This is a genomic window from Micrococcus flavus (assembly GCF_014204815.1).
Taxonomy (GTDB): domain Bacteria; phylum Actinomycetota; class Actinomycetes; order Actinomycetales; family Micrococcaceae; genus Micrococcus; species Micrococcus flavus.
This window is the reverse complement of sequence record NZ_JACHMC010000001.1, coordinates 1248093-1267430: the sequence shown is the minus strand read 5'-3', so window position 1 is coordinate 1267430 and position 19338 is coordinate 1248093. Positions and strand designations below refer to the sequence as shown.

General features: G+C 71.1%; 20 protein-coding genes. 12 read left to right on the top strand and 8 right to left on the bottom strand.

All coding sequences use genetic code 11. The features are described from left to right. Positions 1-29: 29 nt before the first annotated feature. The 4 genes from BJ976_RS05855 to BJ976_RS05840 are packed head-to-tail and all read right to left on the bottom strand — an operon-like array spanning position 30 to position 4661. Positions 30-1259 (bottom strand): aminotransferase-like domain-containing protein, encoded by a 1230-nt coding sequence (locus BJ976_RS05855; protein ID WP_135027833.1) that lies wholly within the window; start codon positions 1257-1259, stop codon positions 30-32. Continuing rightward, positions 1256-3037 carry a thiamine pyrophosphate-binding protein gene (locus BJ976_RS05850; protein WP_135027830.1) on the bottom strand — a complete coding sequence of 594 codons (1782 nt, stop codon included), beginning with the start codon at positions 3035-3037 and terminating at the stop codon, positions 1256-1258. The genes BJ976_RS05855 and BJ976_RS05850 overlap by 4 nt, the downstream gene beginning before the upstream one ends. Next, positions 3034-4041, bottom strand: a complete 1008-nt coding sequence (gene speB, locus BJ976_RS05845) for an agmatinase (RefSeq protein ID WP_135027827.1) — start codon at positions 4039-4041, stop codon at positions 3034-3036. Before speB ends, BJ976_RS05850 begins: the two co-directional genes overlap by 4 nt. Before the next feature lie 47 nt (positions 4042-4088). Further along, entirely contained in the window at positions 4089-4661 is a 573-nt protein-coding gene (locus BJ976_RS05840) for a helix-turn-helix domain-containing protein (RefSeq protein ID WP_135027824.1), read from the bottom strand. 182 nt (positions 4662-4843) lie between these two features. On the opposite strand from BJ976_RS05840, the gene BJ976_RS05835 reads away from it, so the two are divergent. Further along, positions 4844-5041 (top strand): hypothetical protein, encoded by a 198-nt coding sequence (locus tag BJ976_RS05835; RefSeq protein ID WP_376698712.1) that lies wholly within the window; start codon positions 4844-4846, stop codon positions 5039-5041. 107 nt (positions 5042-5148) lie between these two features. Further along, complete coding sequence (locus BJ976_RS05830; RefSeq protein WP_135027821.1) at positions 5149-5334, top strand: hypothetical protein; 186 nt, start codon at positions 5149-5151, stop codon at positions 5332-5334. Positions 5335-5388: 54 nt separating this feature from the next. Here the strand turns inward: BJ976_RS05830 and BJ976_RS05825 are convergent, their stop codons facing one another. Beyond that, complete coding sequence (locus BJ976_RS05825) at positions 5389-5718, bottom strand: GNAT family N-acetyltransferase (protein WP_135027818.1); 330 nt, start codon at positions 5716-5718, stop codon at positions 5389-5391. Between the two features lie 435 nt (positions 5719-6153). On the opposite strand from BJ976_RS05825, the gene nrdH reads away from it, so the two are divergent. From nrdH to BJ976_RS05775, 10 genes are all read left to right on the top strand, one after another. Then, positions 6154-6399, top strand: coding sequence for a glutaredoxin-like protein NrdH (gene nrdH, locus BJ976_RS05820; protein WP_135027815.1), 246 nt, complete (start codon positions 6154-6156; stop codon positions 6397-6399). 8 nt (positions 6400-6407) lie between these two features. After that, on the top strand, positions 6408-6881 hold the full coding sequence (nrdI, locus tag BJ976_RS05815) for a class Ib ribonucleoside-diphosphate reductase assembly flavoprotein NrdI (protein WP_135027812.1): 474 nt from the start codon (positions 6408-6410) through the stop codon (positions 6879-6881). Continuing rightward, entirely contained in the window at positions 6878-9046 is a 2169-nt protein-coding gene (nrdE, locus tag BJ976_RS05810; RefSeq protein WP_135027809.1) for a class 1b ribonucleoside-diphosphate reductase subunit alpha, read from the top strand. The genes nrdI and nrdE overlap by 4 nt, the downstream gene beginning before the upstream one ends. 219 nt (positions 9047-9265) lie before the next feature. After that, positions 9266-10492 carry a hypothetical protein gene (locus BJ976_RS05805; RefSeq protein ID WP_135027806.1) on the top strand — a complete coding sequence of 409 codons (1227 nt, stop codon included), beginning with the start codon at positions 9266-9268 and terminating at the stop codon, positions 10490-10492. 251 nt (positions 10493-10743) lie between these two features. Next, positions 10744-11736: a class 1b ribonucleoside-diphosphate reductase subunit beta gene (gene nrdF, locus BJ976_RS05800; RefSeq protein ID WP_135028496.1), complete on the top strand. Its 993-nt coding sequence runs from the start codon at positions 10744-10746 to the stop codon at positions 11734-11736. Positions 11737-12310: 574 nt separating this feature from the next. Beyond that, positions 12311-13219: a MetQ/NlpA family ABC transporter substrate-binding protein gene (locus BJ976_RS05795; RefSeq protein ID WP_135027803.1), complete on the top strand. Its 909-nt coding sequence runs from the start codon at positions 12311-12313 to the stop codon at positions 13217-13219. A gap of 3 nt (positions 13220-13222) precedes the next feature. Next, positions 13223-14317 carry a methionine ABC transporter ATP-binding protein gene (locus BJ976_RS05790; RefSeq protein ID WP_135027800.1) on the top strand — a complete coding sequence of 365 codons (1095 nt, stop codon included), beginning with the start codon at positions 13223-13225 and terminating at the stop codon, positions 14315-14317. Beyond that, complete coding sequence (locus tag BJ976_RS05785) at positions 14314-14991, top strand: methionine ABC transporter permease (protein ID WP_135027797.1); 678 nt, start codon at positions 14314-14316, stop codon at positions 14989-14991. Before BJ976_RS05790 ends, BJ976_RS05785 begins: the two co-directional genes overlap by 4 nt. 82 nt (positions 14992-15073) lie before the next feature. Further along, positions 15074-15949: a thioesterase family protein gene (locus BJ976_RS05780; protein WP_135027794.1), complete on the top strand. Its 876-nt coding sequence runs from the start codon at positions 15074-15076 to the stop codon at positions 15947-15949. 56 nt (positions 15950-16005) lie between these two features. Next, on the top strand, positions 16006-16755 hold the full coding sequence (locus BJ976_RS05775) for a lipoate--protein ligase family protein (RefSeq protein ID WP_135028494.1): 750 nt from the start codon (positions 16006-16008) through the stop codon (positions 16753-16755). Here BJ976_RS05775 and BJ976_RS05770 read toward each other — a convergent pair. From BJ976_RS05770 to BJ976_RS05760, 3 genes are all read right to left on the bottom strand, one after another. Beyond that, positions 16715-17362, bottom strand: a complete 648-nt coding sequence (locus BJ976_RS05770) for a uridine kinase family protein (protein WP_135027791.1) — start codon at positions 17360-17362, stop codon at positions 16715-16717. The two genes, BJ976_RS05775 and BJ976_RS05770, sit on opposite strands and share 41 nt — an antisense overlap. Positions 17363-17495: 133 nt before the next feature. Then, the gene (locus tag BJ976_RS05765; protein ID WP_135027788.1) at positions 17496-18152 is read right to left on the bottom strand and encodes an MBL fold metallo-hydrolase; all 657 of its coding nucleotides are present in this window, start codon (positions 18150-18152) and stop codon (positions 17496-17498) included. Then, complete coding sequence (locus BJ976_RS05760) at positions 18152-19246, bottom strand: S-(hydroxymethyl)mycothiol dehydrogenase (protein ID WP_135027786.1); 1095 nt, start codon at positions 19244-19246, stop codon at positions 18152-18154. The genes BJ976_RS05765 and BJ976_RS05760 overlap by 1 nt, the downstream gene beginning before the upstream one ends. Positions 19247-19338 lie beyond the last annotated feature (92 nt).

The following is a 19338-nucleotide window of genomic DNA, read 5'->3' as shown; positions in this document are numbered from 1 at the left end:
CCGGCGTCGTGGGCGGCGGGAGGCGGGGCTCAGCCGCGCCCGGCGACCGCCCCGTCGACCACGGGCGCCAGCCGCCGCACGCCCTCCACGAGGGTCTCCTCGTCCACGAACGAGTAGGCCAGGCGCAGGGTGGAGTGCACGCCCTCCACCGGCGTGAACGCCGCGCCGGGCACGAACACCGCACCGGCGGCGATGCCCTCCCGCATCAGCTCCACGGTGTCGACCCCCGCCGGCAGCGAGCCCCACAGGAAGAACCCGCCGGCCGGGGGCGTGTACTCGAAGGCGGGGTCCCAGTGCTCGGTGAGCGCGTCCTGCAGCGCGGCCGCGCGCGCCCGGTACAGGCCCGTGACCTCGCGGACATGGCCCTGCCAGTCGAACTCGGTGACGAACGCCGTCGCGAGCATCTGCGACGTGGTGGAGGCGTGGATGAACGCGGACTCGGCGCACAGGTAGAACTCGCGGTGCAGCGCCTCCGGCACCAGGGCCCAGCCCACGCGCACGCCGGGGGAGAAGATCTTGGACATCGTCCCCAGGTACACGGTGCGGTCCCGGTGCGCGGCGGCGATCGGGGCCACCGGCTCCCCGTCGAACGCGATCTGCCCGTACGGGTTGTCCTCCACGATCAGGACGTCGTGCCGCGCGCAGACCTCCGCCACGCGCTCGCGGCGCTCGGCCGGCAGCAGCAGGCCCGAGGGGTTGGCGAAGGAGGGGATCGTGTAGAGGAACGCCACGCGGCGGCCCTCCGCGGCCAGGCGCGTGAGCGTGGCGTCCAGCTCCTCGGGCACCAGGCCGTGCTCGTCCGTGGGGGTGGCCACGGCGGCGAGCTCCCAGGTCTGGAACGAGGTCAGCGCACCCACGAAGGTGGGGTCCTCCACCACGACGACGTCGCCCGGGTCCGCGAAGGCGCGGCACGCGGTGTCGATCGCGGCCTGGGAGCCGGGGGTGATGACGACCAGCTCGGGGTCCGCGTCCGGGATGCCGTCCGCGGCCATCACGGTGCAGGCCGCCGCGCGCATGGACGCCAGGCCCTGGCCGGGGCCGTACTGCAGGGACGCGGTCCCCTGTTGCGCGATCAGCCGCTGCGCGGTGGCGCCGAGCTCCTCGAGCGGCAGGCCGGACAGCCACGGGTTGCCGCCGGCGAGGGAGACGAGGTCCGGGTCCATCGCGATGTCGAAGACGTCGCGCACGGCCGACTGCCGGACGGTGGTGGCGCGGCGGGCCAGGTGGGCGCGGGCGCCGGCGGGGACGAGGGTGCTCATGCCGTGGGTCCTTCCGGTCGGGTGGTCTCGGCGGGGTCGAGGCCGGCGTCATCCACGGGGACGGCCTCCTCGAGGTGACTGGGCGCCCACATGCGCAGCAGGGTGCGCACGACGACGACGTTGGGGCCGGAGCCGGCGAGGGCGCGGGCGAGCGCCTCGCCCACCTGCTCGACCTCCACGGTCTCGGCGGGCACGCCGAAGGACTCGGCGAGCGCGGCGAAGTCCGGGCGGGCCAGCTCGGTGGCGGTGGCCTGGCCGAACGTGCCCTCCATGTACTCGCGGAGGATGCCGTAGCCGCCGTCGTCGACGATCAGCCAGGTGACGTCCGCGTCGTGCTGGCGGGCCGCGGCGAGCTCGGCGATCGAGTACATCGCCGAGCCGTCGCCGGCCACGGCGAGCACCCGCGCGTCGCGCCCGGCCGAGGCCAGGCCCACGGACGCGCCGAACGCCGCGGGGAAGCCGTAGCCCAGCCCGCCGGCGCCCTGGGCCGAGTGGAACTCGCCCTCCTGGGCGTCCCAGCAGTTCCATCCCCAGTACGCGGCGATGGTCATGTCCCAGAAGGTCTGCATGTCCGTGGGGACGGCGGCGCGAATGTCCGCCATGAGGCGGCGCTCGCGGCCGAGGTCCTGCGCGTCCAGGCGCGCGGTGACCTTGGCGTTGACCTCCGCCACCACGTCCGCGGAGGTGCGGCCGTGCCACGGGCGCTCCGCGGGCCGGGCGGTCTCGTCCGCCCGCAGCGCGTCCACGAGCGCGGCCAGGGCCTGGCCGGCGTCGGCCCGCACGCCGAGCGTGGGGTGGTTGGTCTCGAGGACGCGCGGCTCGGCGTCAATCTGGATGAGCCGGCCCCGGGGCTCGAGGGTGAAGTAGTTGGAGGTGACCTCGCCCAGGGCGGAGCCGACGACGAGCAGCACCTCGGCGTCCTCGAGCAGGTCCGTGACGTGGCGGTCCTCCACCCAGCCGCCGAGGGAGAGCGGGTGCTCCCACGGGAACGCGGTGTTGCCGCCGGGGGAGCAGACCACGGGGGCCTGCAGCAGCTCGGCGACCTCGCGCAGGGACTCCTGGGCGGCCTCGCCGGAGCGGCGCACGCCGCCGCCGGCCACGATCGCCACGCGCTCGGCGTCCCGCAGCCAGCGGACCGACTCGTCGACGAGCTCGGCGCGCGGCGGGTGGTCGTAGGGGACGGCCAGCGCGTCCTGCACCCGGGGCACCTCGACGCCGCCGAGGAGCACATCCTGGGGGATCTCCACCCACACCGGACCCTGCGGCACCGTCACGGCCTCGGCCCACGCGTCCTGGATGGCGGAGGGGATGCCGGAGGCGTGGTGCACGGTGTGCTGGGTCTTGGTGACGTTCTGGGCGGAGGCCTTCTGGTCGTCCAGCTGGTGGAGCATGCCCTTGCGGCGGGCGCCGAGGCCGGACAGCGGGATCTGGGAGGCGATCACCACCAGGGGCACGCCCGTGGCGTACGCCTCCTGGAGGCCCGCCAGGGAGGTCAGGGCGCCGGGTCCGGTGGAGAGGAACAGCACGCCCACCTCGCCGGTGGCGCGGGCGTAGCCGTCCGCGGCGAACGCGGCGTTGTTCTCCACGCGGTTGGAGACGAACTCCAACGGGGAGCGGGAGAGCGCGTCGAACAGGCCCAGGGCGTGCTGGCCCGGGATGCCGAACACGGTGCGCGCCCCGAGGGCGTGCAGGGTCTCGACGGCGAGGTCACCGCCGTTGCGGCGGGGGGCGGCGGCGTCGGGCGCGGCGGTCTGGGGTGTGGCGGCGGTGTCGCTCATGCTGAGGCCTCCTCGGCGCGGGCGGCGCGGCGGTCCGCCATGAGGGTGATCAGGTCGTAGGCCACGTGGGAGGCGGCCACGCCGGTGAGCTCGGCGTGGTCGTAGGCGGGGGCGACCTCCACGACGTCGGCGCCCACGAGGTCCAGACCACGCAGGCCGCGGAGGATCTCGAGCAGCTCGCGGGACGTCAGCCCGCCGGCCTCCGGGGTGCCGGTGCCGGGGGCGTGGGCCGGGTCGAGGACGTCGATGTCCACGGAGACGTACAGCGGGCGGTCGCCGATGCGGGTGCGGAGCTGGTCCACGATCTCGTCCACGCCCTTGCGGAACACGTCCGCGGAGGTGACGATCCCGAAGCCCATGCGGTGGTCGTCGTCGAGGTCCTTCTTGCCGTACAGCGGGCCGCGGGTGCCGACGTGGGAGATGGCCTCGGTGTCGAGGATGCCCTCCTCCACGGCGCGGCGGAACGGGGTGCCGTGGGTGTACTCGGCGCCGAAGTAGGTGTCCCACGTGTCCAGGTGGGCGTCGAAGTGCAGCAGGGCCACGGGCTGGCCGGCGCGCTCGGCGGCGGCGCGCAGCAGCGGCAGGGCGATGGTGTGGTCGCCGCCGATGGTCATCAGGGACGAGCCGTCCGCGGTGAGGTCGAGGGCGTCCTGCTGGATCGTCTCGATCGCCTCGCCGATGGTGAAGGGGTTCACGGCCATGTCCCCGGCGTCCACCACCTGGGCCTGCGCGAACGGGGAGGTGTCCGTGGCCGGGTTGTAGGGGCGCAGCAGGCGGGAGGACTGGCGGACGTGGCCGGAGCCGAACCGGGCGCCGGGCCGGTAGGACACGCCGGCGTCGAAGGGCACGCCGACCACCTTGATCTCCGGGGCGAGGCCGCGGGCGGCGGCCTCGTCCAGGCGGGGCAGCAGGGCGTAGGTGGGGGCGCCGCCGTAGCGGGGCACGAGGGCCGAGTTCACGGGGCCGAGGCGGTCGTTCTCCTCGACGCGGGGGATCTCCAGCATGGCGTTCTCCTTCGATGGGGTCGGGGTGGGGCTCGGGGGTGGGGAGGTCAGGTGCGTCCGGCGAGGATCCAGAGGACGTGTGCGGGGGAGTCGGGGTCCGGGTTCCGCCAGGAGTGCGGCTCCCGCCCGCTGAACGTGGCGGTGTCCCCGGCCTCCAGGGCGTGGGCGCCGTCCACGGTGCGCAGCGTCAGGCGCCCGGAGACCACATGCACGGACTCCACCTCGCAGTCCACGGTGTACAGCTCCTCCTCGCCGGTCCCGCCGGGGGCGATCTCCGCGCGGATCACCTGCAGGGGCCGCAGGCCGGGCGGGGAGAGCAGGTGCTCCGAGATCCCCTCGCCGCCCAGGCTGACGGCGGGCGCCTCACCACCGCGGACCACCGTGACCTCGGGGGCGTCCAGGACATCGCCGGGGCTCGTCCCCAGGGCCTGGCACACGGCCACCAGGGAGGTCACCGAGGGGCTGGTGAGGTCGCGTTCGACGCGCGAGAGGAAGCCCTTGGACAGCCCCGTCACGGCGGCGAGGTCGGCCAGGGAGATCCGCGCCTGCTCACGCAGCGCGCGGAGGCGTCGGCCCACCTGCGGGGTGGTCGGGGTCGGGTGCAGCGGCAGGGACTTCATGGCTCCTTCAGAGTCGCCTCCAGCATGGACCCGAGTTGTCTCAAGGTCAACGCGAGTTTACCCTCAGCGCACCGGACGTGACGTGCAACACCCTCGTCAGCACCGGCTCCCCCCATCCCGCTCGGAGGAGCCCATGGCCACCCTCAACATCGTCATCATCGCCGCCGTCGTGCTCCGTCGTGATGCTCGCCTACACCCTCATGCTCGCGGCGACGTCGACGGGCGCCTACGCGTCCGTCTTCGTGGGCCTGTTCCTGCTGATGCTGCCGATCTCGCTGTCCCGGGCCGGCGGCTGGGCCGGCATGGGCGCGCGCCTGGACGCCGAGTTCTTCGACGTCGGCGGCATCGCCCTGGCCGCCCCGCGGCGTGTGGGCCCGTGACGGGATCGTCACCTGAGCGTGTCCGTCCCGTGCTGGGCCGGGGTCCGGTGCGTCCCTAGCGTGTGAGCAGCACCTCAGGGTGCGCCCCTCGAGAACGGAGGACCGTCATGGCCCGCACCCGCGCCGCCGCCCGCCGCCGCCAGCCCGGCCTGTGCCCACGCTCCGTCCGCCTGGCCATGGCCATGCTGGCCGCGGACTCTTCGCCGAGGGGCGGCGCCGCCGCCTCCGCCTCGGAGGCTCGCGCACTCCAGACGACCGGGCGTGCCGTGCGTCGGGTGCCCGCCATGAAGTGACGTGCTGAGCGCGGCCCGTCGGGGCGAGGGGGCGGCCCGGCCTGCCGGGGGGTCTCAGCCGCGGGCCAGCAGGTCCTGCCGTTCGGGGTGCTCCTCGAACCAGCCGGCCACGTACCAGCACTGGGGCACGATGGTCGTGCCGCCGGCCGCCCCGCCGCGCTCGGCGATGTCCTCGACGGCGCCGGCGGTCAGCGTGGCCGCATGGCCCTGGTCGCGGAAGGTCGGCACGGTGAAGGCGCGCGTGAGGGACACGGCGGTGCCGTTGTCCCGGTAGTCGAGGGCGGCCAGCAGCGTGGCGCGGCCGTCCTCCTCGACACGGTGCAGCTCGTAGCGGGAGGCGTCGTCGTTGCGGGTGACCGTCAGGGTGTGGTCCGAGCTGTTCATGGGGAGGGGAACCGGCGGAGGCGGCGGGGCATTCCGCGCCACGACGCCCCGCCCGGCCCACATCTTGTGTCCGCGACACCCCCGGACACGCCGACGTCCGGTGCGTCGAGAGCCGCTTTCCGGGTGTGGACGGCCCCGTCCACACCCTCCGCCGGCTGTGGACATCGTCCCTGCGACCGACCGTCTCCCGCATGGTTACGCCGTTGTGATTCACCCCCGCCTGTGGAGCGTGGTGTGGACGCGATGTCAACTCGAAGCACATGGGTGTAACTACTATATGTAGTGCTCAGCCACCCTCCGGGCACCCAGATGTAGTATCGATCCAGCGCACCGAGGCCTCCTCCCGTTCACCGGGTGGACACCCGTCGCACCAGACTTCCCCCGGCCCCCGGGCCGATTCAGCCGCCACCACTTCAGCGAGAGGGACGCCCCGCCATGACCGTCACCGTGTACACCAAGCCCGCCTGCGTCCAGTGCAACGCCACCTACCGCGCGCTGGACAAGAAGGGCATCGCCTACGACGTCGTGGACATGTCCCAGGACCCCGAGGCCCTCGAGCGCGTCCGCGGCCTCGGCTTCATGCAGGCCCCGGTCGTGGTCACCGAGACCGACTCCTGGTCTGGCTTCCGCCCGGACAAGATCGACGCGCTGGCCGAGGCCGCGGCCACCCAGGTGGCCTGAGCACCCGGATGACCGCAGCCACCGCCGACCCGAACCACGTCCGGGGCGCGGAGGCGCAGGGACTCGTCCCCACGGACGCGGGACTGATCTACTTCTCCTCCGCCTCCGGGTACACGCACCGCTTCGTCGAGAAGCTCGACCTGCCCGCGGGGCGGGCCGCGCGCCTTCCCGTGATCACCCGGGAGCCCACGCTGGGCGCCACCGCCCCGTTCGTCCTCCTCACCCCCACCTACGGCGGGGGAGGCAGCGACGGCGGGGAGGTCCCCAAGCAGGTGATCAAGTTCCTCAACGTCCCGGACAACCGGGCGCTGATCCGGGGCGTGCTCGCCTCCGGCAACACCAACTTCTACGAGGACTACTGCGCCGCGGGCTACATCATCGCCCGCAAGTGCAAGGTCCCCCTCCTCTACAAATTCGAGCTGATGGGCACCCCCGAGGACGTCACCGCCGTCCGGGAGCGCCTGGAAGGACTGCAGCCATGACCGTCACCGAGGCCGACCTGATCCAGCAGGCCAAGACCATGCCCGAGGCCTGGCAGGGCCTGGGCTACCACGAGCTCAACGCCATGCTGAACCTGTACGGCGCGGACGGGCGGATCCAGTTCGAGGCGGACCACGCCGCCGCCCGCCAGTACTTCCTGCAGCACGTGAACACCAACACGGTGTTCTTCCACGACCTCGAGGAGAAGCTCGAGTACCTGCAGAAGAACGACTACTACGAGACGGAGACGTTCGACCAGTACCCGTTCGAGTTCGTCCGGGCCACGTTCGACCGCGCCTACAAGGCGAAGTTCCGCTTCCCCACCTTCCTCGGCGCGTTCAAGTTCTACACCTCCTACGCGCTCAAGACGTTCGACGGCCAGCGCTACCTGGAGCGCTACGAGGACCGCGTCGCCGTCGTCGCCCTCCACCTGGCCCAGGGCGACCAGGCCATGGCCACCCACCTGGTGGACGAGATGATCTCCGGCCGCTTCCAGCCGGCCACCCCCACGTTCCTCAACGCGGGCAAGAAGCAGCGCGGTGAGCTCGTCTCCTGCTTCCTGCTGCGCATCGAGGACAACATGGAGTCGATCGCCCGCGGCATCAACTCCGCCCTGCAGCTGTCCAAGCGCGGCGGCGGCGTGGCCCTGTCCCTAACGAACATCCGTGAGCAGGGCGCGCCCATCAAGCACATCGAGAACCAGTCCTCCGGCGTCCTGCCCGTCATGAAGCTGCTCGAGGACTCCTTCTCCTACGCCAACCAGCTGGGCGCGCGCCAGGGCGCCGGTGCCGTGTACCTGCACGCGCACCACCCGGACATCCACCGCTTCCTGGACACCAAGCGGGAGAACGCGGACGAGAAGATCCGCATCAAGACCCTCTCGCTCGGCGTCGTCATCCCGGACATCACGTTCGAGCTGGCCAAGCGCAACGAGGACATGTACCTGTTCTCCCCGTACGACGTGGAGCGCGTGTACGGCAAGGCCTTCTCCGAGATCTCCGTGACGGAGAAGTACGACGAGATGGTGGACGACGCGCGGATCAAGAAGACCAAGATCAACGCGCGCGAGTTCTTCCAGACCCTCGCCGAGATCCAGTTCGAGTCCGGCTACCCGTACGTGGTGTTCGAGGACACCGTGAACCGCGCCAACCCGATCAAGGGCCGGATCACCATGTCCAACCTCTGCTCCGAAATCCTGCAGGTCTCCGACGCCTCCACGTACCACGAGGACCTGACCTACGAGCACGTGGGCGAGGACATCTCCTGCAACCTCGGCTCCATGAACATCGCCAAGACCATGGACTCCCCGGACTTCGGGCTGTCCGTGGAGACCGCGATCCGGGCGCTCACCGCGGTGTCCGTGATGTCGGACATCCAGTCCGTGCCGTCGATCGCCAAGGGCAACGACCGCTCCCACGCGATCGGCCTGGGCCAGATGAACCTCCACGGCTACCTCGCCCGCGAGCGCGTGCACTACGGCTCGGAGGAGGGCATCGACTTCACGAACATCTACTTCTACACGGTGCTCTTCCACGCCCTGCGCGCCTCCAACCTGATCGCCCAGGAGACGGGGCAGCGGTTCGGCGGGTTCGAGGACTCGAAGTACGCCTCCGGGGAGTTCTTCGACAAGTACACCGACGCCGAGTGGAAGCCCGCCACCGAGCGCGTGGCCGCCCTGTTCGCCGACGCCGGCATCCACGTCCCCACGCAGGACGACTGGCGCGAGCTCAAGGCGAAGGTCCAGGAGCACGGCCTGTTCAACCGCAACCTGCAGGCCGTCCCGCCGACCGGCTCGATCTCCTACATCAACAACTCGACCTCCTCGATCCACCCCGTGGCCTCGAAGATCGAGATCCGCAAGGAGGGCAAGCTCGGCCGCGTGTACTACCCGGCGCCGTTCCTCTCCAACGAGAACCTCGAGTACTACGAGGACGCCTATGAGATCGGCTACGAGAAGATCATCGACACGTACGCCGCCGCCACGCAGCACGTGGACCAGGGCCTGTCCCTGACCCTGTTCTTCAAGGACACGGCCACCACGCGCGACCTCAACCGCGCCCAGATCTACGCGTGGAAGAAGGGCATCAAGACGATCTACTACATCCGTCTGCGCCAGCTCGCCCTCGAGGGCACCGAGGTGGAGGGCTGCGTGAGCTGCATGCTCTGAGCCCTGCGCTCACCTCCCCACGACGACGGCGACGCACCCTCCGCAGGGTGCGTCGCCGCGTTCCCGGGGCGCGGCGGTGACGGGGAGGTCGACCGGGGCGCGACACGCCATCTTCCCCACCGTCAAGGTCTATCCTGTGTCTCAGGTCACCCGGCGACTGTGCCGAGACCAGACGTCCGGGATGCCCGGAGTCCCCTCCTCGAACAATGGAGAAGCCTCATGTCCGTCACCGCGCCCCGTCTGGCCGCCGCCGTCCTCGGCATGTCCCTCACCGTGGGGCTCGGCGCCCTGCCGGCCCACGCTGCGGAGGCCGCCCCGGCGGCGCCGTACGCGTCCACCCCGTCCGTCGCCTCGAACGAGTCGGATGCGCCGGAGGAGATGTTCCCGGAGGTCGTGCTGCGCGTCGTCGACCGCCACGGCGAGGAGGTCGAGCTGAGCGGTCCGTTCTGGTCCCTCCTCGGCCTCGGAGGGGAGGGGGAGTGGGGCGACGGCGACGTCGAGGACATCTGGCCTCAGCTCACCGACGAGGAGGAGGCTCAGCTCGACGAGATCTTCGCGCTGTGGGACGAGGACCCGAACGCCCCGCTGACCGCCGAGCAGGAGGCGCTGCTGACCAAGGCGGGGTTGGACAACCCGTGGGCCGACCTCACCGACGAGGAGATCGACGCGCTCGACGAGATCTGGGCGCTCCTGGAAGAGGACCCCGAGGCCGAGCTCAGCGCCGAGCAGCAGGCGCTGCTGGAGAAGACCGGCTGGGGGGACCCGTGGCCCGAACTCACCGACGAGGAGGAGGCCCAGCTCGAGGAGATCTGGGCGCTGCTGGAGGAGGATCTTGAGGCCGAGCTCACCGCGGAGCAGCAGGCGCTGCTCGAGAAGATCGGCTGGTCCGATGAGCCCGTGGACCCCGCCGAGTACCTCACCGAGGATCAGCTCTCGGCCCTGCGGACCTACGGGGACACCACCTGCACATACGTGGGGGACGCCTTCGTGGCCACCCTCGCCGACCTCTTCAGCCCCGACGCCGACGCGTGGGACGAGTCCCTCGTCGAGGCCACCGACTGGGTGCTCGTGGTGGGTCGCACGCCCTGTGCCGATCTGACCCCGGCTGAGCTCGCGGTGCAGGAGGACCTGCGGATCGAGCTGCTCGTGGACGGTGAGGTGGAGAACGTTACCCGCGTGCTCGTCACCGACCCCGCGCTCCTGGCGGAGTGGGGCCTGGACGGCGCCATGGCGGACGAGCCGCACGGCGAGGATCCGGCGCCGGCGTCCCCCGTGAGCTCGGACGAGGAGCTCCCCGCCGGTGGGGACGCCGAGGAGGCCGAGGACCAGCACCGCATGCCGGAGCTGGTGCAGACCGGTGACGATGCCCGGTGGTGGCTGCTCGCCGGCGTCGCGGTGGCCGCGGGCGTGCTCGTGCGGGCCCGCCGCCTGTTCGCCGTCCGCTGAGACCAAGTGCGGCCGCGCTCGGCCGTCCCGAGGCGCCCCTGTCCTGCAGGGGCGCCTCGCTGCTCTGCGCGCCGTCTTCGCCACGATGAAGATCACCTCACGCCACGCCGGTGAAGGGCACCGCCGATGTCGGGTCCCGGCCTAGAATGGTGGATCCGACCGCGGCCCGCCTCTCCCCTTGAGACGCGCCCGAAAATGGCGTGATTTCGCCGATCTCGCACCCTAGAAGGACGTGAACTGACGTGACAGCGATCCAGGAGCCGACCACCGAGCACGGCCCCACCGTCCACGACCACCTCGTCGAGGCCATCAACTGGAACCGCATCCAGGACGAGAAGGACACCGAGGTGTGGCAGCGCCTCGTGAACAACTTCTGGCTGCCCGAGAAGGTGCCGCTGTCCAACGACGTCCAGTCCTGGAACCAGCTCACCGACGAGGAGCGCCTGCTGTCCATGCGCGTGTTCACCGGCCTGACGCTGCTGGACACCATCCAGGGCACCGTGGGCGCCGTGTCCCTCATCCCGGACGCCATGACGCAGCACGAGGAGGCCGTCCTGACGAACATCGCGTTCATGGAGTCCGTGCACGCGAAGTCCTACTCCTCGATCTTCTCCACGCTGGCCTCCACCAAGGAGATCGACGAGGCCTTCCGCTGGTCCCGGGAGAACGAGAACCTGCAGCGCAAGGCCCAGCTGATCCTCGAGCGCTACGACGGCCAGGACCCGTACAAGAAGAAGATCGCCTCCACCCTGCTGGAGTCCTTCCTCTTCTACTCGGGCTTCTACTGGCCCATGTACCTGTCCTCGCACGCGCGCCTGACCAACACGGCGGACCTGATCCGCCTGATCATCCGCGACGAGGCCGTCCACGGCTACTACATCGGGTACAAGTACCAGCGGAACATCGAGACGCTGCCGGAGGAGAGGCGCGAGGAGCTCAAGGCCTTCACCTTCGAGCTCATGTTCGAGCTGTACGAGAACGAGGTCGAGTACACCCACACGCTCTACGACGCGGTGGGCCTGGCCGAGGACGTCAAGAAGTTCCTGCACTACAACGCCAACAAGGCGCTGATGAACCTCGGCTACGAGGCCATGTTCCCGGCCGAGACCACCAACGTGAACCCGGCCATCCTCTCCGCGCTGTCCCCGAACTCGGACGAGAACCACGACTTCTTCTCCGGCTCCGGCTCCTCCTACGTGATCGGCAAGGCCGAGGCCACCGAGGACGAGGACTGGAACTTCTGACCCCGCCCGCCTGAGGCCACCGACGGGCCCCGCCGCCCGTAGGCCACCACGACGCCGGCCCGCACCTTCCCGCGAAGGTGCGGGCCGGCGTCGTGGTGGGGAGGGTGCCACCGGCCACTGGATGGCAGGCGTTTGTCACATGACGACACATGACGCGGGCCGCGCGGGTGCGACGACGTACTCCACGTGCCCATGGCCCTTGTCGATGTGATGGGCATCTCATCAGCCGAATGGCGCGGACGGTGCTGCGCTAGGCTCGTCACCAGCTTCAAGAGAAGCGGCTTTCGGATGCGCCCCGGCGGGTCCACGTGGTCCCAGGACGAGCCGCTCGCCAACCCCATGTTCACGGGTGGTACTGGACCGAGAAGCGGCCCGTCTCCGTCGGGTGGACGCCCCCAGGGCGCCCCGACGCCTGGAGGCAGGGCAAGAGCAGCGTCGAAAGGAACTCCGCGCCGGTCGCCCGGCCCCCCGCGCCCAGCGCCTTCGCCGTCCTGTCCGGACGGACCCCGTCCTTGCACGAGCTCCTGCCGACGCGCCTGCGTCCCGGGGGCATCATCACCACAGGAGACATCCCATGCCTCAGCCCCAGAACCTCTCCCGCCGCTCCTTCGCCGGCCTCTCCCTGGCCGCCGTCGGCGCGTTCGCCCTCACGGCGTGCAACTCGCAGGCCCAGGACTCGTCCGCCTCCGGCGACTCCCAGAAGGTCATCGTCGGCGTCGTGTCCGAGAACGAGACCCACCGCGCCCTCGCGAAGCTGGCCAAGGAGAAGCACGGGATCGACGTCGAGATCCGCAACTTCACCGAGTACACCCAGCCGAACCCGGCGCTGGACAACGGCGACATCGACATGAACTGGTTCCAGCACATCGCCTACCTGGCCGACTACAACCAGTCCGCGGGCAAGGACCTCACCCTCATCGGCACCACGGAGATCATCCCGCTACCGCTGTACTCCAAGGTGTACGACGACGTGTCCAAGTTCCAGAAGGGCGACACCGTCGCCATCCCGAACGACACCGTGAACCAGGCGCGCGCCATCAACGTGCTGGTGGAGGCCGGTCTGCTCACGCTCAACAAGGAGACCATTCGCCCCGAGCCCCGCGACATCGACGAGGCCGCCTCCACGGTGAAGGTCCAGCCGGTGGCGGCCCAGCAGACCGTGAACGCGCTCGAGTCCGTGCAGGGCGCGGTCATCAACAACACCTTCTCCGCCGACGCCGGGATCGACACCAACACGGCCCTCTACAAGGACGACCCCTCGGCTGACTCCGCCAAGCCGTTCGTCAACGGCTTCGCGGTGCGTCGCGAGGACCTGGAGAACGAGACCTACAAGAAGATCGCCGACCTGTACCACGAGCAGGCCGTCCTCGACGAGTCCGCCAAGCTCTCCTCGGGCACCTCGGTGCCGGTGCAGCTGGAGTCCGAGGAGATCGAGGAGACCCTGAAGCAGTACCAGGACGTCATCGCGAAGCAGGGCGCCTGATCCGTGGCAGGATCGCACACCCCTGAGCAGGGTCAGGCTCGCCCGGGACGCCCTGTCGAGGGCGCCCCGGGCGAGCCGGTGATCGTCTTCGACCACGTCAGCCGCGTCTTCGACGGGCGCGACGGGGCCGTCAAGGCCGTGGACGACGTCTCCCTGACCGTGAACCGGGGGGAGGTGTTCGGCGTGATCGGCTTCTCCGGAGCCGGCAAGTCGACCCTCATCCGCATGATCAACGGTCTGGAGAAGCCGACCTCGGGCACCGTCACGGTGCTCGGGGAACAGGTGTCCCACCTCTCCGAGGCGAAGCTGCGTCCCCTGCGGACCCGCATCGGCATGGTGTTCCAGCAGTTCAATCTGATGCACTCCCGCACCGTGGCCGGGAACGTGAACTACGCGCTCGCCACGGCCGGCTGGCCCTCGGGCCAGCGCAAGGCCCGGGTGGCCGAGCTGCTCGACTTCGTCGGGCTGTCCGCGAAGGCCAAGCAGTACCCCGAGCAGCTCTCCGGCGGACAGAAGCAGCGCGTCGGCATCGCCCGAGCGCTGGCCGCGGAGCCGGAGATCCTCCTCGCAGACGAGGCGACCTCCGCCCTCGATCCGTCGACGACCTCCGAGGTCCTCTCCGTGCTGCGACGCGTGAACGAGGAGCTGGGAGTCACCATCGTGGCGATCACCCATGAGATGGAGGTCATCCGCTCCATCGCGGACAGGGTGGCCGTCATGGACACCGGTCGGGTGGTGGAGTCGGGCCGGGTCTACGACCTGTTCTCCAACCCCAAGCACTCGGACGAGGCCGCCTCGTTCGTGACCACGGCCCTCAAGGACCGGCCCAACGCAGAGGAGATCGCCCGCATCCGCGAACGCACGGACGGAAGGCTCGTCATGGTGTCCCTCAAGGATGCCGCCGCCGTCTCCGCCGTTCTCGGCTCCGCAGGCGCCCACGGGGTGTCCTTCGAGATCGTCCACGGCGGTATGTCCGCCACGAAGGACTCCTCCTACGGCGTGCTGACGGTGTCCCTGACCGGGGAGCCGACCGCCGTCGAGGGGTTCGTGCGTGAGCTGGCGGCCGCCGGCGCCGTCCAGGAGGTGGGGAACCGATGATCCAGGACGTCCAGAATCTCGACTGGGGCTACTACGGCCCCGAGCTGCTCATGGCCATGGGCGACACCATCTACATGGTGTTCTGGGCGTTCCTGATCGGCGGGCTGCTCGGACTGCTCCTCGGTTTCGTCCTCTACACCACCCGGCCGGGCGGGATCTTCGCGCACCGCGCGGTGAACCTCGTGGTGAACTTCGTCGTGAACCTCATCCGCCCCATCCCGTTCGTCATCCTCATCGCGGCCCTGCAGCCGCTGACCATCTCCGTGGTCGGCACCGGCATCGGCAACACCGCCGTGGTGTTCTGCATGATCTGGGCCTCCACGTTCGGCATCGCCCGCATCGTGGAGCAGAATCTGGTCTCGCTGGACCCCGGCGTGATCGAGGCGGCCCGGGCCATGGGCGCCTCGCGGTGGCGGATCGTCACCTCCGTGATGCTGCCCGAGGCCCTCGGCCCGCTGATCCTCGGCTACACGTTCGTGATCATCTCCCTTGTGGACATGTCGGCGCTGGCCGGCATCATCGGCGGCGGAGGCATCGGCAACTTCGCCATTGTCGAGGGCTACAACCGGTTCCGGCCCGAGGTGACCTGGATGGCCGTGATCGTGGTGATCCTCTTCGTCCAGGCCCTGCAGCTGATCGGCAACTGGGCGGCCCGCAAGGTGATGCGCCGCTGACGGCGCCTCGCGCCTGCCCCGCCGGCCGGCGACCTCCCCTGTGGAGGTCGCCGGCCGGCGTCGTTCTGGCAGACTTCCGCCCATGACCGTGCAGACCCAGGCCCCCGCCGCCGACCGCCCCGAGCCCGCGGACGACCCGCGCGCGTACTACATCCGCCTGGCCGATCCCGTCAGCGACGACGACGGCGTCCGCACCTCCCGCGTGCGCTCCACCGTGCACGCCCAGGGGGCGTGGCGCGCTGAAGAGATGCACATGGCCGCGGTGTCGGGGCTCCTGATGCACGAGGTGCAGGCCCATGAGACCACCGCGGGGCTGCGGGTGGGGCGGCTGAGCTACGACATCCTCGGCACGCTGTGGTCCGGTGAGCTCGAGGTGGTCACCCGCACGATCCGTCCGGGTCGGACCATCGAGCTGGTCGAGTCCGTCCTGCACGCCCGCGGCCGCGCCGTGCTCACCCTGCGCGCGTGGCTGCTCTCCGCCTCGGACACCGCCGCTGTGGCGCAGCTGCCGGACGAGCCCCTGCCGCCGCGTACCGAGGCGGTGCAGGACGGCGCGCTGTCCGGCTGGGACGGCGGCTACATCGCCTCGCTGTCCGGGGTGACCGTGGCGGGGCACGCTGCCGGGCACGGGCGCGTGTGGCTCACCACGGACGTGGACATGGTGGCCGGGGAGGCGACGACGGACCTCGTCCGCCTGATCGGCCTCACGGACGCCGCCAACGGGATCGCCCCGGCCCTGCCCGCGCGGCCGGGCGGCTGGTTCTTCCCCAACGTGGACCTGCAGATCCACCTGTTCCGCCAGCCGTCCGGGTCCTGGCTCGGCCTCGCCGGCCAGGTCACCGTGGGCCCGGACGGCGTGGGCCTGACCAGCACCGTCCTCCACGACGATGACGGCCCCTTCGCCCACGTCGAGCAGACCCTGACCGTCCGGGCTTGGCCGACCGAGGGCGGTCTGTGAGCGCTGGCGCGACGACGTCGGCGGGGCCGGCCGAGGCGCCCGCCGACGACGGCGAGGTGCTGCGCTGGGCCGAGCAGCCGGCGTCGTTCGGGGCCGCCGAGGACCTCGAGTGGGCCTCCACGGAGCTCGGCGCCTACCGGGCCGCCGCGGCCGCGGGCGAGCCCCGCGAGGACCTCATCCGCGTGTACGTGCCCCGGCCCACCGTGGCGTTCGGGCAGCGCGACGCCCGCCTGCCCGGGTTTGAGGCCGCCGCGCAGGCGTGCCGGGACCACGGGTTCGTCCCCGCCGTGCGGCGGGCCGGGGGCCGGGCCGCCGCCTACCATCCGGGGTGTGTGGTGGTGGACCACCTCGCCCTCCAGGACGACGCCGCCCTCACCCAGCAGGCGCGGTTCGCGGAGTTCGCCGAGCTGTTCGTGGCCGCGTTCGCGCGGGCTGGGGTAGCGTCCTCGATCGGGAAGATCCCGAGGGAGTACTGCCCGGGGGAGTACTCGATCCAGGGTCCGGCGCCGGCGCACCCGGTCAAGCTGGCCGGCGCGGCCCAGCGCGTGGTCAAGGGGGCCTTCCTGTTCTCCACCCACGTGGTGGTGGCCGACCCGGCCCCGCTGCGCGCCGTGCTCACGGACGTCTACCGGCTGCTGGAGCTCGAGATGGACCCCCGGACGGTCGGCGCCGCCACGGACGTGGCCCCGGGCGTCGACGTCCCGGGATTCGTGGCGGCCCTGAAGACGGAGTACGCCGGATGGGCGGGCTCGCGTGGGCTGACGCTCACCGAGGCTCCGCTGCCGCCTCACGCAGCAGCCGCTTGAGCCGGGCCTTGGGCACCGGCGTGAAGCCGGCGGCCACGGCCCGGGCGCGGTCCCGGCGGTCCGAGCGGAAGTGCGCCCAGCCCCGCTGGACCAGGAACGGGACGGGCTTGCGACGCTCGGCCACGTCCCGGCCGAAACGGCGCACGGCGGTGACCGTGCGCGGGGAGTCGATGTACAGGGCCGCGTAGGTCACCCCCACGCGGTCCAGGGCGGCGATCATCCGGTCCGCGAAGATGCCCTCCGCGATGATCGGGCCCGGCCCGTCCAGGGCCAGCGGGGTGGAGCCGGTCCGGGAGGAGATGCTGATCTCGTAGGTCGGCAGCAGCGTGGCGCCCTCCTCGAGCAGCTCCACGATGCCGTCCACCGCCGCCTGCTCGTTCCAGGTCAGATGGTGGTCCCAGTCGATCTCCCCGTAGTCCGTGCGCGGCAGCGCCGGACCGGACCCGCCGTGCTCCGGGTCCTCGCCGATCTCCCGGTAGTACGCGTCCAGCGGCAGGTGCGGCCGGCCGAACCGCCGGGCCAGGTAGGACTTGCCGGCGCCCGAGGCGCCCCCGAGCAGGACGACGCGCGGACGGCCAGGGACGGCGGGGGCGGGGGAGTCACTCACGGGGAGACATTCTCCCGCATCCGCGCCGGACCTCGATCCCGTGCCACCGCCGCTCTCCGTCAGGACCGCGTCCGGATGAGGCGGTCCTGACGGAATGCTGCGGTCGGAGCACGCGCAGGGGCGGCGCCGCGGCTCACTCGCCGCGGTCGATCCACTCCTGCAGGTGCGGGGCCTCCTCGCCGATCCGCGTGGAGTCGCCATGCCCGGTGTGCACCACGGTGGACGCGGGCAACGTGAGGAGCTTCGTGCGGATGGACTCGATGATCGTGTCGAAGTCCGAGTAGGAGCGGCCGGTGGCGCCGGGCCCGCCCTGGAAGAGGGTGTCGCCGGAGAAGAGCACGCCGGTCGGTTCGCCGTCCTCTCCGGCCTCACCCAGGGACGGAGCGTGGAAGCACACCGATCCCGGCGAGTGGCCCGGCGTGTGCAGGACGTGCAGCTCGGTGCCGGCGATCCGGAAGACGTCCCCCTCGGCCAGGTGCCCGTCCGGGGCCTCGTCCGGGAAGACGTCGTCCCAGAGCATCGCGTCGTCCGCATGGATCAGCACCGGGGCGTCCACCATCTGGCGGAACTCCTGGACCTGGCGGATGTGGTCGTCGTGCCCGTGGGTCAGCAGGATCGCCAGCACCTGGCGGCCCTCGACCTTGCGCCACACCGCGGAGGCGTCATGGGCGGGATCGATCACGACGCACTGCTCCGCGCCGCCGACGATCCACACGTTGTTGTCCACCTCGTGGGTCTCCCCGTCCAGGGAGAAGGTGCCGGAGGTGACCACGTGGTCGATGCGCGCCATCAGAGCACCACCACCGAACGCAGGACGTCGCCCGATTTCATGGTCTCGAACGCCTCGTTGACCTGGTCCAGCGCGATGGTCTCGGTGACGAACGCGTCCAGCGGCAGGCGGCCCAGGCGGTACTGGTCCACGAGCATGGGGAAGTCGCGCTCCGGCAGGCAGTCGCCGTACCAGGAGGACTTCAGGGAGCCGCCGCGGCCGAACACCTCCGGCAGGGGCAGCTTCAGCTCCATGCCGGGGGTGGGCACGCCCACCAGGACGACGCGGCCGGCCAGGTCCCGGGCGTAGAACGCCTGCTCGTAGGTCTCCGGGCGGCCGACCGCCTCGATGACCACGTCGGCGCCGAAGCCGCCGGTCGCCGCGCGGATGGCCTCCACGGGGTCCTCGTCCTTCGAGTTCACGGTGTGGGTGGCGCCGAGCTCCTTGGCCTTGGCGAGCTTCTTGGCATCGATGTCCACCGCGATGATCGTGGTGGCGCCGGCGAGCTTCGCCCCGGCGATCGAGGCCACGCCGACGCCGCCGCAGCCGATCACAGCCACGGACTCGCCGCGCTTGACCTCGCCGGTGTTGATGGCCGCGCCGATGCCGGCCATGATCCCGCAGCCCAGGAGGCCCACGGCGGCCTGCTCCTGCGTGGTGTCCACGCCCTCGACCCTGGTGCACTGCTTGGCGTGCACGAGGGTCTTCTCCGCGAACGCGCCGATGCCCAGGGCGGGGGACAGTTCCGTGCCGTCCTCCAGGGTCATCCTCTGGGCGGCGTTGTGGGTGTTGAAGCAGTACTTCGGCTCACCCTTCTTGCACGCGCGGCACTCGCCGCACACGGCGCGCCAGTTCAGGATGACGGTGTCGCCGACCGCCACGTGGGTGACGCCCTCGCCGATCGCCGAGACGACGCCGGTGGCCTCGTGGCCGAGCAGGTAGGGGTACTCGTCCCCGATGCCGCCCTGGACGTAGTGCAGGTCCGTGTGGCAGACGCCGCAGGTCTTGACGTCCACCACGGCCTCGCCCGGACCGGGGTCGGGGATCACGATGGTCTCGATGCTGACGGGGGCGTCCTTCGCCGTGGCGACGACGCCGCGCACCTTCTGCGGCACGGTGTCCTCCTGAGGATGTGGGGTCGGTGGGTCCGTCGCCGCGGGCGCGTGGGGCGCGAGCCGCGGCGCGGACGTGCCCGTCCATCCCATCA